Here is a 16,079-nt window from a genome sequence, read left to right as displayed (position 1 = left end):
GCGGGGCCAACCCGCGCGACAACAGACCAACGGAGGAGAGACGCATGACGAGACTGATCCCGAGCGCCGCGCTGGCCGCCGCGCTCGCCACGATGGCCGGCGGGGCCTGGGCGCAGGAGGAGGAGGTGACGCTCACCTACCTCACGGACGGCTCGCCCGACGGGGTCGCCGTGGCCGAGGCGCTGACCGAGGCCTACACCGCGCAGCACCCCAACGTCACCTTCGACCTGGAGCAGCGCCCCGGCGGCTCGGATGGGGACAACCTCGTCAAGACCCGGCTCGCCACGGGCGAGATGTCCGACATCTTCGCCTACAACGCCGGCTCGCTGTTCCAGGCGCTCAACCCGACCGAGACGCTCGAGCCGCTCGACGACCTGCCCAACATGGCCGGCGTGCTGGACGGCTTCAAGGGCGTGGTCACGGGCACGGACGGCAAGGTCTACGGCGTGCCGCTGCGGGCCGCCATGGGCGGCGGCATCTTCTACAACGTGCCGATGTACGAGGAACTGGGCCTCAAGGTCCCGCAGACCTGGGAGGAGTTCGAGGCCAACAACGAGGCCATCAAGGCGGCGGGCCACGTGCCCGTGGCGCAGACCTACGGCGACACCTGGACCTCCCAGCTCTTCGTGCTGGCCGACTACTTCAACGTGCAGGCCGAGGTGCCCGACTTCGCCGAGAAGTACACGGCCAACCAGGCCAAGTACGCCGACACCCCCGCGGCGATGCGCGGCTTCGAGCACCTTCAGGAAGGCTTCGAGAAGGGCTGGTGGAACGAGGACTTTGGCGCGGCCACCTACGACGACGGCCTGCGCATGGTGGCCGAAGGCGAGGCCGCCCATTACCCGATGCTGACCTTCGCCATCGGCGCGATCCAGCAGAACTACCCCGAGTCCCTGGAAAACGTCGGCTTCTTCGCCCAGCCGGGCCCGGCGGGGGCTCCGAACGGCCTCACCGTCTGGTACCTCGACGCCATGTACGTGCCCAAGGGCGGCGAGCACACCGACATCGCCAAGGACTTCGTCAACTTCGCGGCAAGCCCCGAGGCCTGCCAGATCATGATCGACACCGTGGGGGCCACGGGACCGCTCCTGGTGGAGGGCTGCGACCTGCCCGCCGACGTGCCGCGCGCCGTGTCCGACATGCTGCCCTACTTCCAGGACGGCCGCACCGCCCCCGCGCTGGAGTTCCTGTCGCCCATCAAGGGTCCGGCGCTGGAGCAGATCACCGTCGAGGTGGGCTCGGGAATCCGTCCGGCCGCCGAGGCCGCCGCGCTCTACGACCAGGACGTGCAGAAGCAGGCGCAGCAGCTCGGCATCGAGGGCTGGTGAGAATGGCGGCGGACGTCAGTCTCTCCCCTGACGCCCGCCCCAAGGCGCGGGCGGGGGCGGCGCCGCGCCGTCGCCGCCGCTCGCCCTATCCGACGTGGTTCTTCCTGCCGGCCGCCATCGTCTATGGCGCGCTGTTCGTGGTGCCCACGCTGGCGAGCCTGTGGTTCAGCCTGACGCGCTGGACCCTGAGCGAGGCCGAGTTCATCGGGCTGGACAACTTCCGGCAGTTCTTCCGGGAGCCTTTCCTCGTCCAGGGCGTGATCAACACGCTGATCTATGGGGGGCTCACCAGCGCGCTCAAGACGGTGCTGGGGCTGCTGCTGGCGGTGCTCCTCACCGGGAACATCCTCTTCCGGGGGACGCTCAGGACGCTGGTGTTCTTTCCCGTCCTCGTCTCGACCATCGGCGTGGGCTTCGCCTTCGAGGCGATGATGCATCCCACCAAGGGGGCCATCAACGTGGCGCTGGACGCCATCGGGATCGACGGGCCGGGCTGGCTCACCAACCCGTCGCTGGCGCTCCTCTCGGTGGCGCTGGTGGACGTGTGGAAGGGCGTGGGCCTCGCGGCGGTGATCTACATGGCGGGGCTCGTCTCGATCCCAGCCGACTACTACGAGGCCGCGCGGATCGACGGGGCCACGCGGTGGCAGCTCTTCTGGCGGGTGACGGTGCCGCTGGTGCGGCCGGCGACGGTGACCGTGGTCACGCTGTCGCTGATCTCGGGCCTGCGCTACTTCGAGTTGATCTGGGCCATGACCGGCGGGGGGCCCGGCTTCTCCTCGGACGTGATCGCCTCGGTGATCTACAAGCAGTACCAGGCAGGGTTCTACGGGCTCGCCACGGCGGGGAACGTGATCCTGTTCGTGCTCATCGCCCTCATCGTCCTGCCGCTGACCTGGTGGTTCAACCGGCGCGAGGTGGACCTGTGACCGCCGTGCCGCCGCTGCCCGTCCGTCGCCGTCCCGCCAGGTGGCGCCCGGCCGTGACCGGGGCCCTGGCGATGCTGGTGGCCTTCGTCGTCTTCGTGGTGCCGTTCCTGTTCATCGCGCTGCAGGCGGTGAAGAACCAGCGGGACGCGAGCCGCATGAGCTTCTCCTGGCCAAGCGAGTGGCAGGCCTGGGAGAACTTCAAGGACGTGATCGAGGCGCGCAACTACATGCTGCTCCTCGCCTACTTCAATTCCACGGTGATCACAGTGGGGGCGGTCGCGCTGCTCATCGTGCTGGCGGCGATGGTGGGCTACGTCCTGCAGCGGCGGCGGTCGCGGTGGAACGCCGTGGTGATGGCCTTCGTCCTTGCCGGCCTGATGATCCCGCCCGCCGTGGTGCCGACGATCTGGGTGCTCCAGGGGCTCGGGCTCTTCAAGACGATCCACGGGATGATCCTGATCGAGGTGGCCTATGGGCTGTCGTTCTCGGTCCTGCTCTACCGCGCCTTCATCGCGACGATCCCGAAGGAGCTGGACGAGGCCGCGATCATCGACGGGGGCCAGGCCCCTGCAGGTCTTCTTCCGGGTGATCCTGCCGCTTCTGAGGCCGGTGACGGTGACGCTGATCGTCGTGCAGAGCATCGCGATCTTCAACGACTTCACCAACCCGCTCTACTACCTGCCGGGGAAGGATAACGTGACCGTCCAGCTCACGCTCTACAACTTCCAGAGCCAGTTCTCCTCGCAGTTCAACCTGCTGTTCATGAACGTGCTCCTGGTGACGATCCCGCCGCTGATCGTCTTCGTCTTCTTCAACCGCCAGATCGTCGCGGGCATGACCGCGGGCGCCGTCAAGGGATAGGGCCATGGCCGAGGTGCAACTGAGGGGCGTCCGCAAGAGCTTCGGCTCGGTGGAGGTCATCAAGGGGGTGGACCTGACCGTCGCCTCGGGCAGCTTCTGCGTCTTCGTGGGGCCCTCGGGCTGCGGGAAATCCACGCTCCTGCGGATGATCGCGGGGCTGGAGGAGGTCACGGACGGCCAGATCCTGATCGGCGGGCAGGACGTGACCTGGGCCGAGCCCAGCGAGCGCGGCATCGCCATGGTGTTCCAGAACTACGCGCTCTACCCGCATCTCACGGTGGCGCAGAACATCGGCTTCGGGCTGAGCCTCGCGCGGCTGCCCAAGGCGGAGATCGAGGCGAAGGTGCGGGCGGCGGCGGACATCCTGCAGCTCACCCATCTCCTCGACCGCAAGCCCAAGGCGCTCTCCGGCGGCCAGAGGCAGCGGGTGGCGATCGGGCGGGCCATCGTGCGCGACCCGAAGGTCTTCCTCTTCGACGAGCCGCTGTCGAACCTCGACGCCTCCCTCAGGGCCGAGATGCGGCTGGAGTTGGCGGACCTGCACCACCGGCTCGACGCCACGATGATCTACGTGACCCACGACCAGGTCGAGGCGATGACCATGGCCGACCAGATTGTGGTCCTGCAGGGCGGACGGATCGAGCAGGCCGGCGCGCCGATGGACCTTTACGGCCATCCGGCTACGCCCTTCGTCGCGGGCTTCATCGGTAGCCCGAAGATGAACCTGTTCGGAGGGGAGGCGGCGAAGGCCATGGGGCGCCGCGATCTACGGCATCCGGCCGGAGCACGTGCTGCTGTCCCCGAGCCTGGGACGCTGGCGGGGCAAGGTGCGGCACATCGAGAGGCTCGGCGCCGACGCCATCGTCTATCTGGAGGTGCCTCAACTCGGGGAACTGGTGGCACGGACCGGGGGCGGGACGACGCTCGCGCCCGGGGCGGAGGTCTTCGTGAGCCCCGTCGAAGGGGGCGGAGCATCGCTTCGCGGCCTAGGGGTACGGCGAGGCCGGGAGGAGGTGGCCCCGCCGCAGGTCACGGGACGCCCAGGGAGGAGGAGGGGCGTCCGCGACGGTCTCAGAGGCGGCCGGCGGCTTCGCGTGCCACGTCGGCGATGGTGCTGCGGTGCATCCCCATGTCGGCAAGGTCGCGGTCGGAAAGCTGGCGGAGCTCGTCCAGCGTCCGGCGGTAGGTGCGATACCAGGCGACCCTCGCGGCAAGGGCGGGCCAGAGGCTGTCGAGGAGGCCGGCGGATGGGTTGGCAAGGGCTCGGGTCTGGGGGGCATGGGCCATGGTCATGGTCCTCTTCCTTGGGGGCGCCGGTCCGTGGCACGACCCGGCGCGGTGATCGGGTCGGGTCATAGGTTATGGCGATGCTGCACTTGCACAATGGCCAGGAGGTCAATGCTGCGTTGCAGCAACTGCATGAGGGGCACTGACCTGTTTTCGAGCGGGGCGACCGATGGGCAGGCAGTCCGGGAACGGTGCAAGGGAGGCCCTGCAACCCGCGGTCGAGTTCGGCTCATGGCTTGGGCACGGATGCCGCGTCCTTGGGCACGCGCGGGGCGGCGACCTGGAATCCTGTCAAGTGGCGGATCGAGGGAATTGGGCGAAGCGAGCCCTGGCGCCACGCCTCAGGCGACTCGCGCGAAGGATCACTCGATGGTCAGGGACTGGCGGAGCCGTCCGGTGAGGCGGTCGTAGATCAGGATGCGGTCGTCGGTCGTCACCACGGCGAACCAGTCGGAGCCTTGGGTGAAGGCGGCGGCCCGAGCGTCGCCGGGGAGCGTCACGCTGTCGGGGAGCGATGGCCCGACGGCGTTGAGGCGCATGACAAGGGCGGCGATCAGCACTAGGAAGCCCGCGATCATCACCACCGTCAGCGCCACGACGAGGCGCTTGAGCAGCCGGAGGCTCGGCGGGAGTTGGGGCTCGGGAGCCTCGGGAGACGTGTCCATGGGCGAGCGCCTTGCCTTCGAGATCGCGGCCGACCCGCCGCGCCGCCTTGATAAGGCCCTGGCGCGGGACGTGCCAGACGAGACGCTGAGCCGGTCGCGCCTCGCCCGCCTCATCGTCGAGGGGGCGGTGCGGGTTGAGGGCCATGTGCAGACCGATCCCTCGGCGCCCGTCGCGGAGGGCGCTCGGGTCGAGATCGAGGTGGGCGACCCGGAGGAGAGCCACATCGGGGCGGAGGACATCCCGCTGGCGGTCGTCTGGGAGGACGCGGACCTGATCGTGGTGGACAAGCCCGCCGGGATGGTCGTCCATCCGGCCCCGGGAAGCCCCGGAGGGACGTTGGTCAACGCCTTGATCCATCATTGCGGGGACTCGCTGTCGGGCGTGGGCGGGATGCTGCGGCCGGGGATCGTGCACCGGATCGACAAGGAGACCTCGGGGCTGCTGGTCGCGGCGAAGTCGGACCGGGCGCACCAGGGACTCGCCGCGCAGTTCGAGGCGCATGACGTGGAGCGGCATTATCTCGCCGTATGCCATGGCGTGCCGGACCCGGGCGATCCGCGCCTGAGGGGGCTGCGGGGGGTGTCCTGGGAGCCGGGCGCGGTGCTGCGGATCGCCACGCGGCTCGACCGGCACCGGACTGACCGGCAGCGGCAGGCGGTGACCTGGGAAGTCGGGCGGCACGCCGTGACGCGGGCCCGCGTGGTGGAGACCTTCGGGACGCCCCCCGCCGCCGCGCTGGTGGACTGCTGGCTGGAGACCGGGCGGACGCACCAGATCCGGGTGCAGATGGCCTATGCGGGACACGGGCTCGTCGGCGACCCGGTCTATGGGGGGCATCGCAGGCCCTCGGCCCGCGCCCTGGGCGAGGCAGGGGCCGAGGCGGTGATGGGCTTCCCCCGGCAGGCTCTCCATGCGGCGACGCTGGGCTTCGTGCATCCGGTCACCGGCGAGGCCCTCCGCTTCGAATCGCCGCTGCCCCCCGACATGGCGGAACTCCTGCGCGCGCTGGGAGGTTGAGACCTCGTCACCGCGACAAGCTCCGTGCGAGGCCGCACGGTAACTGTTCATCTTTCCTTGAGAAAGATGAGCGACGCGCTCTTTGCCCTTGCGTCAGACGCTCCTGAATGTTAAAGGGATGAACTTTACGAAAGGGGGCCCTTCATGGCGACCTACGCGAATCTTCCGGCACCGAGCCCCGAGCAGGGGCTGAACCGTTATCTCCAGGAAATCCGCAAGTTCCCGATGCTGGAGCCGGAGGAGGAGTACATGCTGGCCAAGCGCTGGGTGGACCACGAGGACGCCGGGGCCGCGCACAAGCTCGTCACCTCGCACCTGCGCCTCGCCGCCAAGATCGCCATGGGCTACCGGGGCTACGGGCTGCCGCAGGCCGAGGTGATCTCGGAAGCGAACGTGGGCCTGATGCAGGCGGTGAAGCGGTTCGATCCGGAGAAGGGGTTCCGCCTCGCCACCTATGCGATGTGGTGGATCCGCGCGGCGATCCAGGAATACATCCTGCGGTCGTGGAGCCTCGTGAAGCTGGGGACGACCTCGGCGCAGAAGAAGCTGTTCTTCAACCTCCGCAAGGCGAAGGCGCGGATCGGCGCCCTGGAGGAGGGGGACCTGCGGCCCGAGAACGTGGCCAGGATCGCGACCGACCTCGGCGTGACCGAGGACGAGGTGATCTCCATGAATCGGCGCCTGTCGGGCGGCGACGCCTCGCTCAACGCCCAGGTGGGGACAAGCGACGACAGCACCACCCAGTGGCAGGACTGGCTGGAGGACGAGGACGCGGATCAGGCCACCGCCTTCGCCGAGCGCGACGAGCTCGAGGCCCGGCGGGAGCTGCTGATGGCGGCGATGGACCAGCTCACCGACCGGGAGCGGGACGTGCTCATGCAGCGCCGGCTGACCGACGACGTGGTCACGCTGGAGGAGCTGTCGGAGCGCTATGGCGTCTCGCGCGAGCGTATCCGCCAGATCGAGGTCCGCGCCTTCGAGAAGATCCAGAAGCGCATGACCGAGCTCGCCCGCGAGCGGGGGATGCTGGAGACGGCCTGACCCCAGGCCTGCGCGGCGCCTTGCCGGGCGATGGCGGAAATGCAGGGCGAAGCGTCGTTTCCGTTTGAACTCCCCCTGCCGCGCCGCTAGGGCTGCCCCGGGCCCCCAAGGGCCGGGGGACAGCGCATGACGATGTGGGGCACGTTCCTGAAGCCGATGCACCCGGAGGGGTATCGCTTCCTGGCCGTGTTCGCTCTCGTCACCCTGATCCTGTTCTGGCTGTGGGAGCCTCTGGGCTGGCTGGGGGTCGGCCTCACCGTCTGGTGCTACTACTTCTTCCGCGACCCGCGCCGTCATGTCCCGTTGGGGGAGGGGCTCGTGGTGAGCCCGGCCGATGGCGTCGTGTCCCTGATCGAGCCGGCGGTGCCCCCGGCGGAGCTGGGCATGGGCCCGGAGGCGCTCACCCGCGTCAGCGTCTTCATGTCCGTCTTCAACTGCCACGTGAACCGCGCGCCGGTGGCGGGGCGGGTGCTGGCGGTGGCCTACCGGCCGGGGAAGTTCCTGAACGCCTCGCTGGACAAGGCCAGCGAGGACAACGAACGGAACGGGCTGTGCCTGGAGCTGGCGGACGGGCGGAGGCTCGCGGTGGTCCAGATCGCGGGGCTGGTGGCGCGTCGCATCCTGTGCTGGACGAGGATGGGCCAGTCCCTGCGGACCGGGGAGAGGTTCGGGCTGATCCGCTTCGGCTCGCGGCTCGACGTGTACCTGCCGGAGGGCGTGTCGCCGCTGGTCGCGGTGGGGCAGGCCATGGTGGCGGGCGAGACGGTGATTGCCGACCTCGGGCGGGTCGGTCCGCCCCGTCCGGCGCGGGAGGAGTGACGCATGGACGCGCGCCCGGACCCCCGGCCCCGCCTGTCCGTGGTGCAGCTCCTTCCCAACGCGCTGACGCTGGGCGCCCTCTGCGCCGGGCTGACCGCGATCCGCCTGGGCGTGGAGGGGAAGTTCGACGGCGCGGCGGCGCTGATCCTGCTCGCGGGGGTCCTCGACGGGCTCGACGGGCGGCTCGCGCGGCGGCTGCGCAGCGAGAGCGCGATGGGGGCGGAGCTCGACTCGCTCTGCGACTTCGTGGATTTCGGGGTGGCGCCGGCGCTGGTGGTGCATCTCTGGGCCTATGGCGGTGCGGGCGGCGAGGGGTGGATCGCGGCGCTGCTCTATGCGGTGGCCTGCGCGCTGCGGCTCGCGCGGTTCAACATCGGGAGCCGGGAGCCCTCTCCGGCGCCCAAGACGACCTTCACGGGGGTGCCCTCGCCCGCCGGGGCGATGCTGGCGCTGCTGCCGATCTTCGTCGCGAACCTCGCGCCCGGCTGGGTCCTGCCTGCGCCATTGGCGGCGCTTTGGATGGTCCTCGTCGGCGCGCTCATGGTGAGCCGCCTGCCCACGCCGGCCTTCCGGCCCGTCACGGTCCGGCCCGAGCAGGCGCGGATGCTGCTCCTGGGGGTCGTGGCGCTGGGGGCGGCTCTCCTCACCTATCCCTGGCTGACGCTGGTCCTCCTGGATGTCGGCTATCTCCTGCTGCTCCTGTCGGGCTGGGCCCGGGGGCGGCGCCTCGCACGGAAGGACGGATGAATGGAGCTCCAGGCGGTCGAGAAGTCCTATGCACGCTGGGCCCCGGTCTATGACCGGACCTTCGGCGCGGTGACGAACGTCGGACGGCGCCGGGCCACGGCGATCCTGAGCGAGCTGGGCGGTTCGGTGCTCGAGGTCGGCGTGGGAACGGGCCTGGCCCTTCCGCTCTACGGGCCTCGCGTGACCGTCACGGGCGTCGACTACAGCGCGGAGATGCTGGAGAAGGCGCGCGCCAAGGCGGCCCGCGAGGCTCTGCGCAACGTCGTCTCGCTGCGCCGGATGGACGCGCGGGAGCTCGACTTCCCCGACGAGAGCTTCGACCACGTCGCCTGCATGCACGTCATCTCGGTAGTGCCCGAGCCGGAGCGGGTAATGGCCGAGATCGCCCGCGTGGTGCGGCCGGGGGCACGGTGGTGATCGTCAACCACTTCCGCCGGGACACGGGCGCGCTGGCGGTGGCCGAGTGGCTGGCCGCGCCGCTGGCCGACCACCTGGGCTGGCACTCGGACTTCGACCGGGGACAGGTGCTGGGCGAGCGGCGGTTGAGGCTGGTCGAGGAGCGGACGCTGCCGCCCCTCGGCATGATGACCCTGATGCGGCTGGTGAAGGACGCCTGACCGGATTGCACCCGCGGCCCGCGCCGCTAGTGTCGCCCCTGCATTCCGAGGGGAGTCGAACCATGCAGAAACCCGTCCGCTGGGGCGTCCTGGGCGCGGCCAACTTCGCCCGCCACCACATGGCGCCGGCCATCCATGCCGCGAAGGGGGCCGACTTCTACGCCCTCGCCACCTCCAGCCCCGAGAAGGCCGAGCCGTTCCAGGAGTTCGCACCCAACCTGAAGGTGCATTCCTCCTACGAGGCGCTGCTGGCCGATCCGGAGGTCGAGGCGATCTACATCCCGCTGCCGAACCACCTCCATGTCGAGTGGTCGCTGAAGGCCATCGAGGCCGGCAAGCACGTCCTCTGCGAGAAGCCGATGACCATGCAGGCGGAGGAGTTCGACCGGCTGATCGAAGCGCGGGACCGGTCGGGGCTGCTGGTGGCCGAGGCCTACATGATCGTCCACCATCCCCAGTGGATCCGGGCCAAGGAGCTGGTGGGCGAGGGTGCGATCGGGAAGCTCGTCCACGTGGACGCGGCCTTCTCCTACAACCTCCTCGACATGGACAACATCCGCAATCGGCCCGAGGTGGGCGGGGGCTCGCTGCCGGATATCGGGGTCTACACCTTCGGGTCCACGCGGTTCGTCACGGGCGAGGAGCCCGAGGCGGTGGAGCACGCCGTCGTGCGGCGCGAGAACGGGGTGGACACCTTCGCCCTCGTGACGGCGCGGTTCCCGGGGTTCACCTATTCGGGTTTCACCTCGATGCGGATGCATCCCCGGCAGGAGGTGGTGTTCCACGGGACCGAGGGGGTCCTGCGCGTGGCGCATGGGCCGTTCAACGCCAACCTCCACGACATGGCTCAGGTGATCCTGGAGACCGGCGACAACGTGCGGACGGCCGAGCGCTGGCCGGCGGCGAACCACTACGTCCTGCAGGTCGAGGCCTTTGGCAGGACCCTGCGGGAGGGCGCGGCCTATCCCTGTCCGCTGGAGTTCTCGAAGGGGACGCAGCGGATGATCGACATGGTGCTGGAACGGGAGCGGGCCGGCTGAGGGCCGGAACCCGGGAGCCATCGGGCCGTTCCCTGCGAAAGGGGAGGGCCCGATGACGGACAGGCGACGCATCCTCGTGTTCGGGGCCGAGGGCGCCACGGGGCGCGAGGTGGTGCGGCAGGCGGCGGCCAAGGGCCATCCGGTCCGCGCCTCGGAGAAGGAATTCAAGTCGCCCGAAGCGATTCCGGAGGGCGTGGAGGTCGTCCCGGCCGACGTGCTGGAGGATGACCTGCGCCCCTCGTGCAGGGCATGGATGCCGTGATCTCCTGCCTTGGCGTGCCGAACGATCCCAAGACGCTGCTGAGCCCGCCGCCGCTCTACACCAAGGGCACGCGGCGCATCGTGGAGGCCATGGAGGCCGAGGGGGTGCGACGGCTCGCGGTGATCTCGGCGAGCTTCGTTGCCACGACCGACCGGGGACCGTTCCTGTTCCGCACGGCGGTGCTGACGGCGCTGCACCGGGTCCTGGAGCAGATGCGCGAGATGGAGGCGATGCTGCGCGCCTCCCCGCTCGACTGGACGGCGGCGCGGCCGGGATGGCTCATGGAGGCGGAGGCCACCGCCGATCCGTGGATCGGGCCGGACGTGATCCCGGAGGAGCTGATCCGGACGCGGACGGGCGACCTCGCGGCGCTGCTGCTCGACTGCGCGGTGCATGACCACTGGCTGCGCCAGACGCCCGCCATCGCGCGGGCGGAGGACGACCTCAAGGAGTCCTCGACGGAGGTGATCCTGGAGATGCTGGCGTGAGGGGGCGGGCCCGGCGAGGACCCGCCCGGAGGGTCAGGCCTCCATCTTCTCCAGCTCGTCGATGAAGCCCTCGATCATCGACAGGCCCTTGTCCCAGAACCTCGGGTCGGAGGCATCCAGGCCGAAGGGGGCGAGGAGATCCTTGTGGTGCTTGGAGCCCCCGGCCTTGAGCATCTCGAAGTACTTGTCCTGGAAGTCCGCCCCGCCCTCCTCGTAGACGGCGTAGAGCGCGTTCACGAGGCCGTCGCCGAAGGCGTAGGCGTAGACGTAGAAGGGCGAGTGGATGAAGTGCGGGATGTAGGACCAGAAGGTCTCGTAGCCCGGCGCGAAGTCGAAGGCGTCGCCGAGGCTCTCGGCCTGGACGGACATCCATAGGGCGTCGATCTCGTCAGGGGTGAGTTCGCCGTGGCGGCGCGCCTCGTGGAGCTTGGATTCGAAGTCGTAGAAGGCGATCTGGCGGACCACCGTGTTGATCATGTCCTCGACCTTGCCGGCGAGGAGGGCCTTCTTGGCCTTCGCGTCCGGCGCCTCGGTGAGGAGCTTGCGGAAGGTCAGCATCTCGCCGAAGACGCTCGCCGTTTCCGCCAGCGTCAGGGGCGTCGATGACAGCAGCTCGCCCTGGCCGGCGGCGAGTACCTGGTGGACGCCGTGGCCGAGCTCGTGGGCGAGAGTCATCACGTCGCGCGGCTTGCCCAGGTAGTTGAGCATCACGTAGGGGTGCGCGTCCGTCACCGTGGGATGGGCGAAGGCGCCGGGGGCCTTGCCGGGCTTCACGGCGGCGTCGATCCAGCCTTGGGTGAAGAAGGGCTGCGCGATCTCGGCCATGCGCGGGTCGAAGGCGGCGTAGGCCTCGGACACGGTGCGCTGCGCCTCGTCCCAGGCGACGACGCGGTCGTCCTCGGTGGGGAGCGGCGCGTTGCGGTCCCAGACCTGCAGCTTGTCGAGGCCGAGCCACTTGGCCTTGAGCCGGTAGTAGCGGTGCGACAGGCGCGGGTAGGCGGCGACGACGGCGTTCCGCAGCGCCTCGACCACCTCGGGCTCGACGTGGTTGGCGAGGTGGCGGCCCATCTGCGGGAAGGGCAGGCCGCGCCAGCGGTCCTCGATCTCCTTCTCCTTGGCGAGCGTGTTGTGGATGCGCGCGAAGGTGCGGATGTTCTCGCCGAAGACCTTGGCGAGGGCGTGGAAGGCGGCCTCGCGCTTGCTCCGGTCCTGCTCCTGCAGGAGGTTCAGCGTGCCCTCGATGTTGAGGGTCTCGCCGTTCACCTCGAACTCGAGGCCGGCCATGGTCTCGTCGAAGAGCTTGTTCCAGGCCGAGGCGCCGACGACCGAGGCGTCGTGCAGGAAGCGCTCCAGCTCGTCGGAGAGCTGGTAGGGCTTCATCGCGCGCATCCGGTCGAAGACGGGCTTGTAGCGGTGAAGCTCCTGGCTCTGGCCGAGGAGGGCGTTCAGGTGGTCGTCCTCCAGCCGGTTGAACTCCAGCCCCCAGAAGACCAGGGGGGTGGTGAAGGCGGTGACGCGGTCCTGGCAGTCGGACATGAACTTGGCCCGCTCGCCGTCGATGGTGTTCTGGTAGTAGCGCAGGCCCGCGAAGGACATGATCCGGCCGGCGACCTGCTCGATCCTCTCGTAGCGGAGGACGGCGTCGAGCATCCCCTGCGCGTCGAGGGTGGCGAGCTTGCCCTCGTAGTCGGCGGCGAAGGACTTGCAGGCGTCCTCCAGCCAGTCGGTGTCGCGCTTGAGCTCGGGCGCGTCCGGGGACGAATAGAGGTCGGACAGGTTCCATTCGGGGAGTTGCCCGAACTCGTTGTGGCCGGCGCCCGTGGCGTTGGCGTCGAAGACGGGGGTCGTCATGGGCTGTCCCTTCGTGATGCTGTCCGGCCAATCTAGGCGGGCGGTGCGTCAGGGGGGAAGGGCGGCTCCCCTAGCCGTGCGCGGCAAGGATTTCCTTGAGGGTGTCCAGCGTGTCGATCTCGTCCACCGGCTTGTCGTGGCGCCAGCGGAGCATCCGGGGGAAGCGGAGCGCGACGCCGGACTTGTGGCGGGGGGAGGCCTGGATGCCTTCGAAGCCGATCTCGAAGACCTGCACGGGCTCGACCTGCCGGACGGGGCCGAACTTCTGGACGGTGTGGCGGTTCACCCAGGCGGTGATCTGGCGGAACTCGGCGTCGGTGAGGCCGGAATAGGCCTTGGTGAAGGGGACGAGCTCGTTGCCGTTGCGGACCGCGAAGGTGAAGTCGGTGAAGAGGTTGGCGCGGCGGCCCGAGCCTCCCTGGGCGTAGATCATCACCGCGTCGATGGTGAGGGGGTCCACCTTCCACTTCCACCAGTCGCCCTTCTTGCGGCCCGTCCCGTAGGGGGAGGAGAGGCGCTTGAGCATCAGGCCCTCGGCCCCCTCCTCGCGGGCGCGGAGGCGTTCGGTGCGGAGGTCGTCCACGGTGGCGAAGGGGACGGGAGGCGAGAGGCGGAGGGGGGCCTCGGGCGGGAGGTCCCGGAGAAGCGTTTCGAGGCGCTGGCGGCGTTCCTGGAACGGGGCGGGGCGGATGTCGTGGCCGTCCTGTTCGAGGAGGTCGTAGGCCATCAGGACCACGGGGGCGGTGGTGAGGAGCGCCTTGGGGACGGTCTTGCGGCCGATCCTCGGTTGCAGCGCGTTGAAGGTCAGGGGGCGGTCGCCTTCCCAGGCCAGGATCTCGCCGTCGAGGACGGTGCCGTGGGGGAGCCAGTCGATGGCCCTCGCCAGCTCCGGGAAGCGGTCGGTGATGAGGTCCTCGCCTCGGCTCCAGAGGTGGTGGCGCCCCTCGCGCAGGATGAGCTGGCCGCGGATGCCGTCCCACTTTCGCTCGGCGAACCAGTCGGCCGGGTCGCCGAGGTCGGCGGGGTCGTCGAGCTGGTAGGCGAGGTAGAAGGGGTAGGGGCGGGCCGTGTCGTCGCGCGCCTCGCCCTCGTGGAGGAGGCGGGCCCAGGTCGTGGTCTCGGGCGTCCAGTTGCCCATGAGGCGGTGGGCGATCTCGGTCTCGGGCTGCGCCGTGGCCTGGGCGAGGGCGCGGGTCATCAGGGTCTGCGAGATGCCGACGCGGAAGCTGCCGGTGAGGAGCTTGGTGAAGAGGAAGCGCTCGGCGTTCGGGAGCGAGTCCCAGGCGTCGAGGATGCCCTGCTTGCGGGAGTCCTCGGGCAGGGCGGAGAGGTCGCGGAGGCGGGCGATCCAGTGGGCGAGGGGCTGGTCCTCCTCCCGCGAGGCGGGGGGAAGGATGAGGGAGATGGTCTCGCTCAGGTCGCCGACGACGCCGTAGGATTCCTCGAAGAGCCAGAGGGGAAGGCTTGCCTTTTCGGCGGCCCAGTCGCGCAGGCGCGTGGCGGTGATGGTGCGGCGGGGGCGGCGGCCGGAGAAGAGCGCGACGGTCCAGAGCTTGTCGGCGGCGGGAACGGCGTCGGAGGCGAAGTAGTCGGTGAGGGCCGCGACCTTGGCATTGGTGCGAGTCGTCTGGTCGAGGCGGGCGTAGAGGGCGGCGAAGTCCTTCATTCCGCCGCCTCCGGGGCGTCCTCGTCGATGATGTCCTTGGGGGCCTCCTCGTGGGCGAAGACCTCCTCGCCCGCGTAGTCGGTGGCGACGATGCCGGCGTCGTAGCCCTGTTCCTCCAGCCAGTGGCGGAAGGCCTGGACGTAGCCGTGGGTGACGAAGACCTTGTGGGCTCCGGTCTCCTTGATCGCGGCGTTGAGGCCGGGCCAGTCGGCGTGGTCGGAGACGACGAACCCCCGGTCCGTGCCTCGGCGGCGGCGGATTCCCCGCAGCGCCATCCAGCCGGAGGCGACGGCGGTGGAGGCGGGCCCGAACTTGCGCGCCCAGGTGGAGTTGAGCGCGGAGGGCGGGGCCACGACGAGGGCGCCGGGATGGGCCTTGAGGTCGAGGCCGGGGGTGACGCGGGTCGTGGGCGGGAGGGGGAGGCCCTGGGCGCGGAGGACCTCGTTGGTGCCCTCGACGGCGCCGTGGGTGAGGATGGGGCCGATCCCGGGGTCGAGCATGTGCAGGAGGCGCTGGGCCTTGCCGAGGGAGTAGGCGCCGAGGAGGGAGTGGCGGCCGTCCTCGGCATTGGCGCGCCACCAGGCGTTGAGGTCCTCGGCGATGTCCACCTGCGAGGGCCAGCGGAAGACGGGGAGGCCGAAGGTGCATTCGGAGATGAAGGCGTGGCAGCGGACGGGCTCCCACGGGGTCGAGAGGCCGTCGTCCACCACCTTGTAGTCGCCGGAGACGCACCACACCTCGCCGCCCACCTCGACGCGGATCTGGGCGGAGCCGGGGACGTGGCCGGCGGGGTGGAAGGACACCTTCGCCCCACCGATCTGCCGGACCTCGCCGTAGCGGATCGTGTCGAGCGCGATGGGGTCCAGGCGGTGGCGGATCACGGGCGGGCGGCGAGGTCGGTCGCGAGGTAGGCGCCCATGCCGCTCCGGGCGTGGTCCGAGTGGCCGTGCGTGAGGAGCGCGCGGGGAACGGGGCGCCAGGGGTCGATGTGGAAGTCCCCGGCCTCGCAGTAGATTCCCCGGTCGGTGAAGGTCAGGACGGGCATGAGGCGGAGGGTAGCGCGGGCGGAGCGGGCGGGAAGAGGCGGGCCACGCTCCGGGAGTCCGTCAGCCTGCAAGAGCCTTGGTCGGTCAGTTCGCCGGGCGACCTCAGCCCCGGAGGCCGGAGAGAACGGGCCCTGGCGTCAGGGGCGGGCGACCTGCGCTGGCGCGGCCTGCGGCCCCCCGGAAATACGATTGCCCCGCGTGGCCACCGGGGGGCTCCGGCCTCGCGGGTTCAGGGCGCGCGAGGGGGAGGGCCGGACCGCTCAGTCAAGAGCGGGTCGGGGTCCTGGGGACATCTCACCTTGGTCCACGTATCGTCCGCCCAGGGCTCCCGGGACATTGCCGCGTCAGCAGGACCCCCGCGCGCTATCGCTACACCATCGCTCCTCTCCCTTTCCGCCCCCCTGCCGCGCGCTG

The 16,079-nt window shown here is 70.0% G+C and carries 15 protein-coding genes and 4 pseudogenes; 14 read left to right on the top strand and 5 right to left on the bottom strand.

All coding sequences use genetic code 11. From position 1 onward, the window contains the following. The first annotated feature begins 44 nt into the window (after window positions 1-44). The 6 genes and pseudogenes from RUMESO_RS15285 to RUMESO_RS28585 all read left to right on the top strand — a co-directional run. Complete coding sequence (locus tag RUMESO_RS15285; protein WP_037281413.1) at window positions 45-1,328, top strand: ABC transporter substrate-binding protein; 1,284 nt, start codon at window positions 45-47, stop codon at window positions 1,326-1,328. 2 nt (window positions 1,329-1,330) lie between these two features. Then, window positions 1,331-2,257 carry a carbohydrate ABC transporter permease gene (locus tag RUMESO_RS15280; RefSeq protein ID WP_082484115.1) on the top strand — a complete coding sequence of 309 codons (927 nt, stop codon included), beginning with the start codon at window positions 1,331-1,333 and terminating at the stop codon, window positions 2,255-2,257. 53 nt (window positions 2,258-2,310) lie between these two features. Then, window positions 2,311-2,952 carry a carbohydrate ABC transporter permease gene (locus tag RUMESO_RS15275; protein ID WP_245639297.1) on the top strand — a complete coding sequence of 214 codons (642 nt, stop codon included), beginning with the start codon at window positions 2,311-2,313 and terminating at the stop codon, window positions 2,950-2,952. Beyond that, the gene (locus RUMESO_RS27295) at window positions 2,843-3,118 is read left to right on the top strand and encodes an ABC transporter permease family protein (protein ID WP_342670788.1); all 276 of its coding nucleotides are present in this window, start codon (window positions 2,843-2,845) and stop codon (window positions 3,116-3,118) included. The genes RUMESO_RS15275 and RUMESO_RS27295 overlap by 110 nt, the downstream gene beginning before the upstream one ends. Before the next feature lie 4 nt (window positions 3,119-3,122). Next, a pseudogene (locus tag RUMESO_RS28590) lies at window positions 3,123-3,545 on the top strand (ABC transporter ATP-binding protein); the annotation flags it as partial. A 361-nt stretch (window positions 3,546-3,906) separates the two neighbouring features. Next, a pseudogene (locus RUMESO_RS28585) lies at window positions 3,907-4,014 on the top strand (sugar ABC transporter ATP-binding protein); the annotation flags it as partial. A 175-nt stretch (window positions 4,015-4,189) separates the two neighbouring features. On the opposite strand, the gene RUMESO_RS28190 reads toward RUMESO_RS28585, so the two are convergent. Both RUMESO_RS28190 and RUMESO_RS15260 read right to left on the bottom strand, forming a co-directional pair. Beyond that, complete coding sequence (locus RUMESO_RS28190) at window positions 4,190-4,405, bottom strand: DUF1127 domain-containing protein (RefSeq protein ID WP_082484119.1); 216 nt, start codon at window positions 4,403-4,405, stop codon at window positions 4,190-4,192. A gap of 362 nt (window positions 4,406-4,767) precedes the next feature. Further along, on the bottom strand, window positions 4,768-5,070 hold the full coding sequence (locus RUMESO_RS15260) for a DUF6476 family protein (protein ID WP_037281411.1): 303 nt from the start codon (window positions 5,068-5,070) through the stop codon (window positions 4,768-4,770). On the opposite strand from RUMESO_RS15260, the gene RUMESO_RS15255 reads away from it, so the two are divergent. From RUMESO_RS15255 to RUMESO_RS15220, 8 genes and pseudogenes are all read left to right on the top strand, one after another. Next, window positions 5,069-6,088 carry a pseudouridine synthase gene (locus tag RUMESO_RS15255; protein WP_037281410.1) on the top strand — a complete coding sequence of 340 codons (1,020 nt, stop codon included), beginning with the start codon at window positions 5,069-5,071 and terminating at the stop codon, window positions 6,086-6,088. The two genes, RUMESO_RS15260 and RUMESO_RS15255, sit on opposite strands and share 2 nt — an antisense overlap. A gap of 144 nt (window positions 6,089-6,232) precedes the next feature. Continuing rightward, window positions 6,233-7,129 (top strand): RNA polymerase sigma factor RpoH, encoded by an 897-nt coding sequence (gene rpoH / locus RUMESO_RS15250; RefSeq protein ID WP_037281409.1) that lies wholly within the window; start codon window positions 6,233-6,235, stop codon window positions 7,127-7,129. 126 nt (window positions 7,130-7,255) lie between these two features. Beyond that, window positions 7,256-7,948, top strand: a complete 693-nt coding sequence (locus tag RUMESO_RS15245) for a phosphatidylserine decarboxylase (protein ID WP_037281408.1) — start codon at window positions 7,256-7,258, stop codon at window positions 7,946-7,948. Between the two features lie 3 nt (window positions 7,949-7,951). Further along, complete coding sequence (locus RUMESO_RS15240) at window positions 7,952-8,695, top strand: CDP-alcohol phosphatidyltransferase family protein (protein ID WP_037281407.1); 744 nt, start codon at window positions 7,952-7,954, stop codon at window positions 8,693-8,695. Next, window positions 8,696-9,312 (top strand): annotated as a pseudogene (locus RUMESO_RS15235) (class I SAM-dependent methyltransferase). 62 nt (window positions 9,313-9,374) lie between these two features. Further along, window positions 9,375-10,352, top strand: coding sequence for a Gfo/Idh/MocA family protein (locus tag RUMESO_RS15230; protein WP_037281406.1), 978 nt, complete (start codon window positions 9,375-9,377; stop codon window positions 10,350-10,352). 52 nt (window positions 10,353-10,404) lie between these two features. Then, on the top strand, window positions 10,405-10,614 hold the full coding sequence (locus tag RUMESO_RS15225; protein ID WP_051521372.1) for an NmrA family NAD(P)-binding protein: 210 nt from the start codon (window positions 10,405-10,407) through the stop codon (window positions 10,612-10,614). Continuing rightward, window positions 10,611-11,102, top strand: coding sequence for an NAD(P)-dependent oxidoreductase (locus RUMESO_RS15220; protein ID WP_169791181.1), 492 nt, complete (start codon window positions 10,611-10,613; stop codon window positions 11,100-11,102). The genes RUMESO_RS15225 and RUMESO_RS15220 overlap by 4 nt, the downstream gene beginning before the upstream one ends. Window positions 11,103-11,135: 33 nt before the next feature. Here the strand turns inward: RUMESO_RS15220 and RUMESO_RS15215 are convergent, their stop codons facing one another. The 3 genes and pseudogenes from RUMESO_RS15215 to RUMESO_RS15205 form a co-directional block, all read right to left on the bottom strand. After that, window positions 11,136-12,953: a M3 family oligoendopeptidase gene (locus RUMESO_RS15215; RefSeq protein WP_037281405.1), complete on the bottom strand. Its 1,818-nt coding sequence runs from the start codon at window positions 12,951-12,953 to the stop codon at window positions 11,136-11,138. A gap of 70 nt (window positions 12,954-13,023) precedes the next feature. Further along, window positions 13,024-14,619 (bottom strand): ATP-dependent DNA ligase, encoded by a 1,596-nt coding sequence (locus RUMESO_RS15210; protein WP_037281404.1) that lies wholly within the window; start codon window positions 14,617-14,619, stop codon window positions 13,024-13,026. After that, window positions 14,616-15,664, bottom strand: a pseudogene (locus RUMESO_RS15205) (ligase-associated DNA damage response exonuclease). Before RUMESO_RS15205 ends, RUMESO_RS15210 begins: the two are co-directional and overlap by 4 nt. Window positions 15,665-16,079 lie beyond the last annotated feature (415 nt).

The sequence above is a fragment of the Rubellimicrobium mesophilum DSM 19309 genome, assembly GCF_000600335.2.
GTDB lineage: Bacteria > Pseudomonadota > Alphaproteobacteria > Rhodobacterales > Rhodobacteraceae > Rubellimicrobium > Rubellimicrobium mesophilum.
This window is presented reverse-complemented; position numbering and strand designations above follow the sequence as displayed.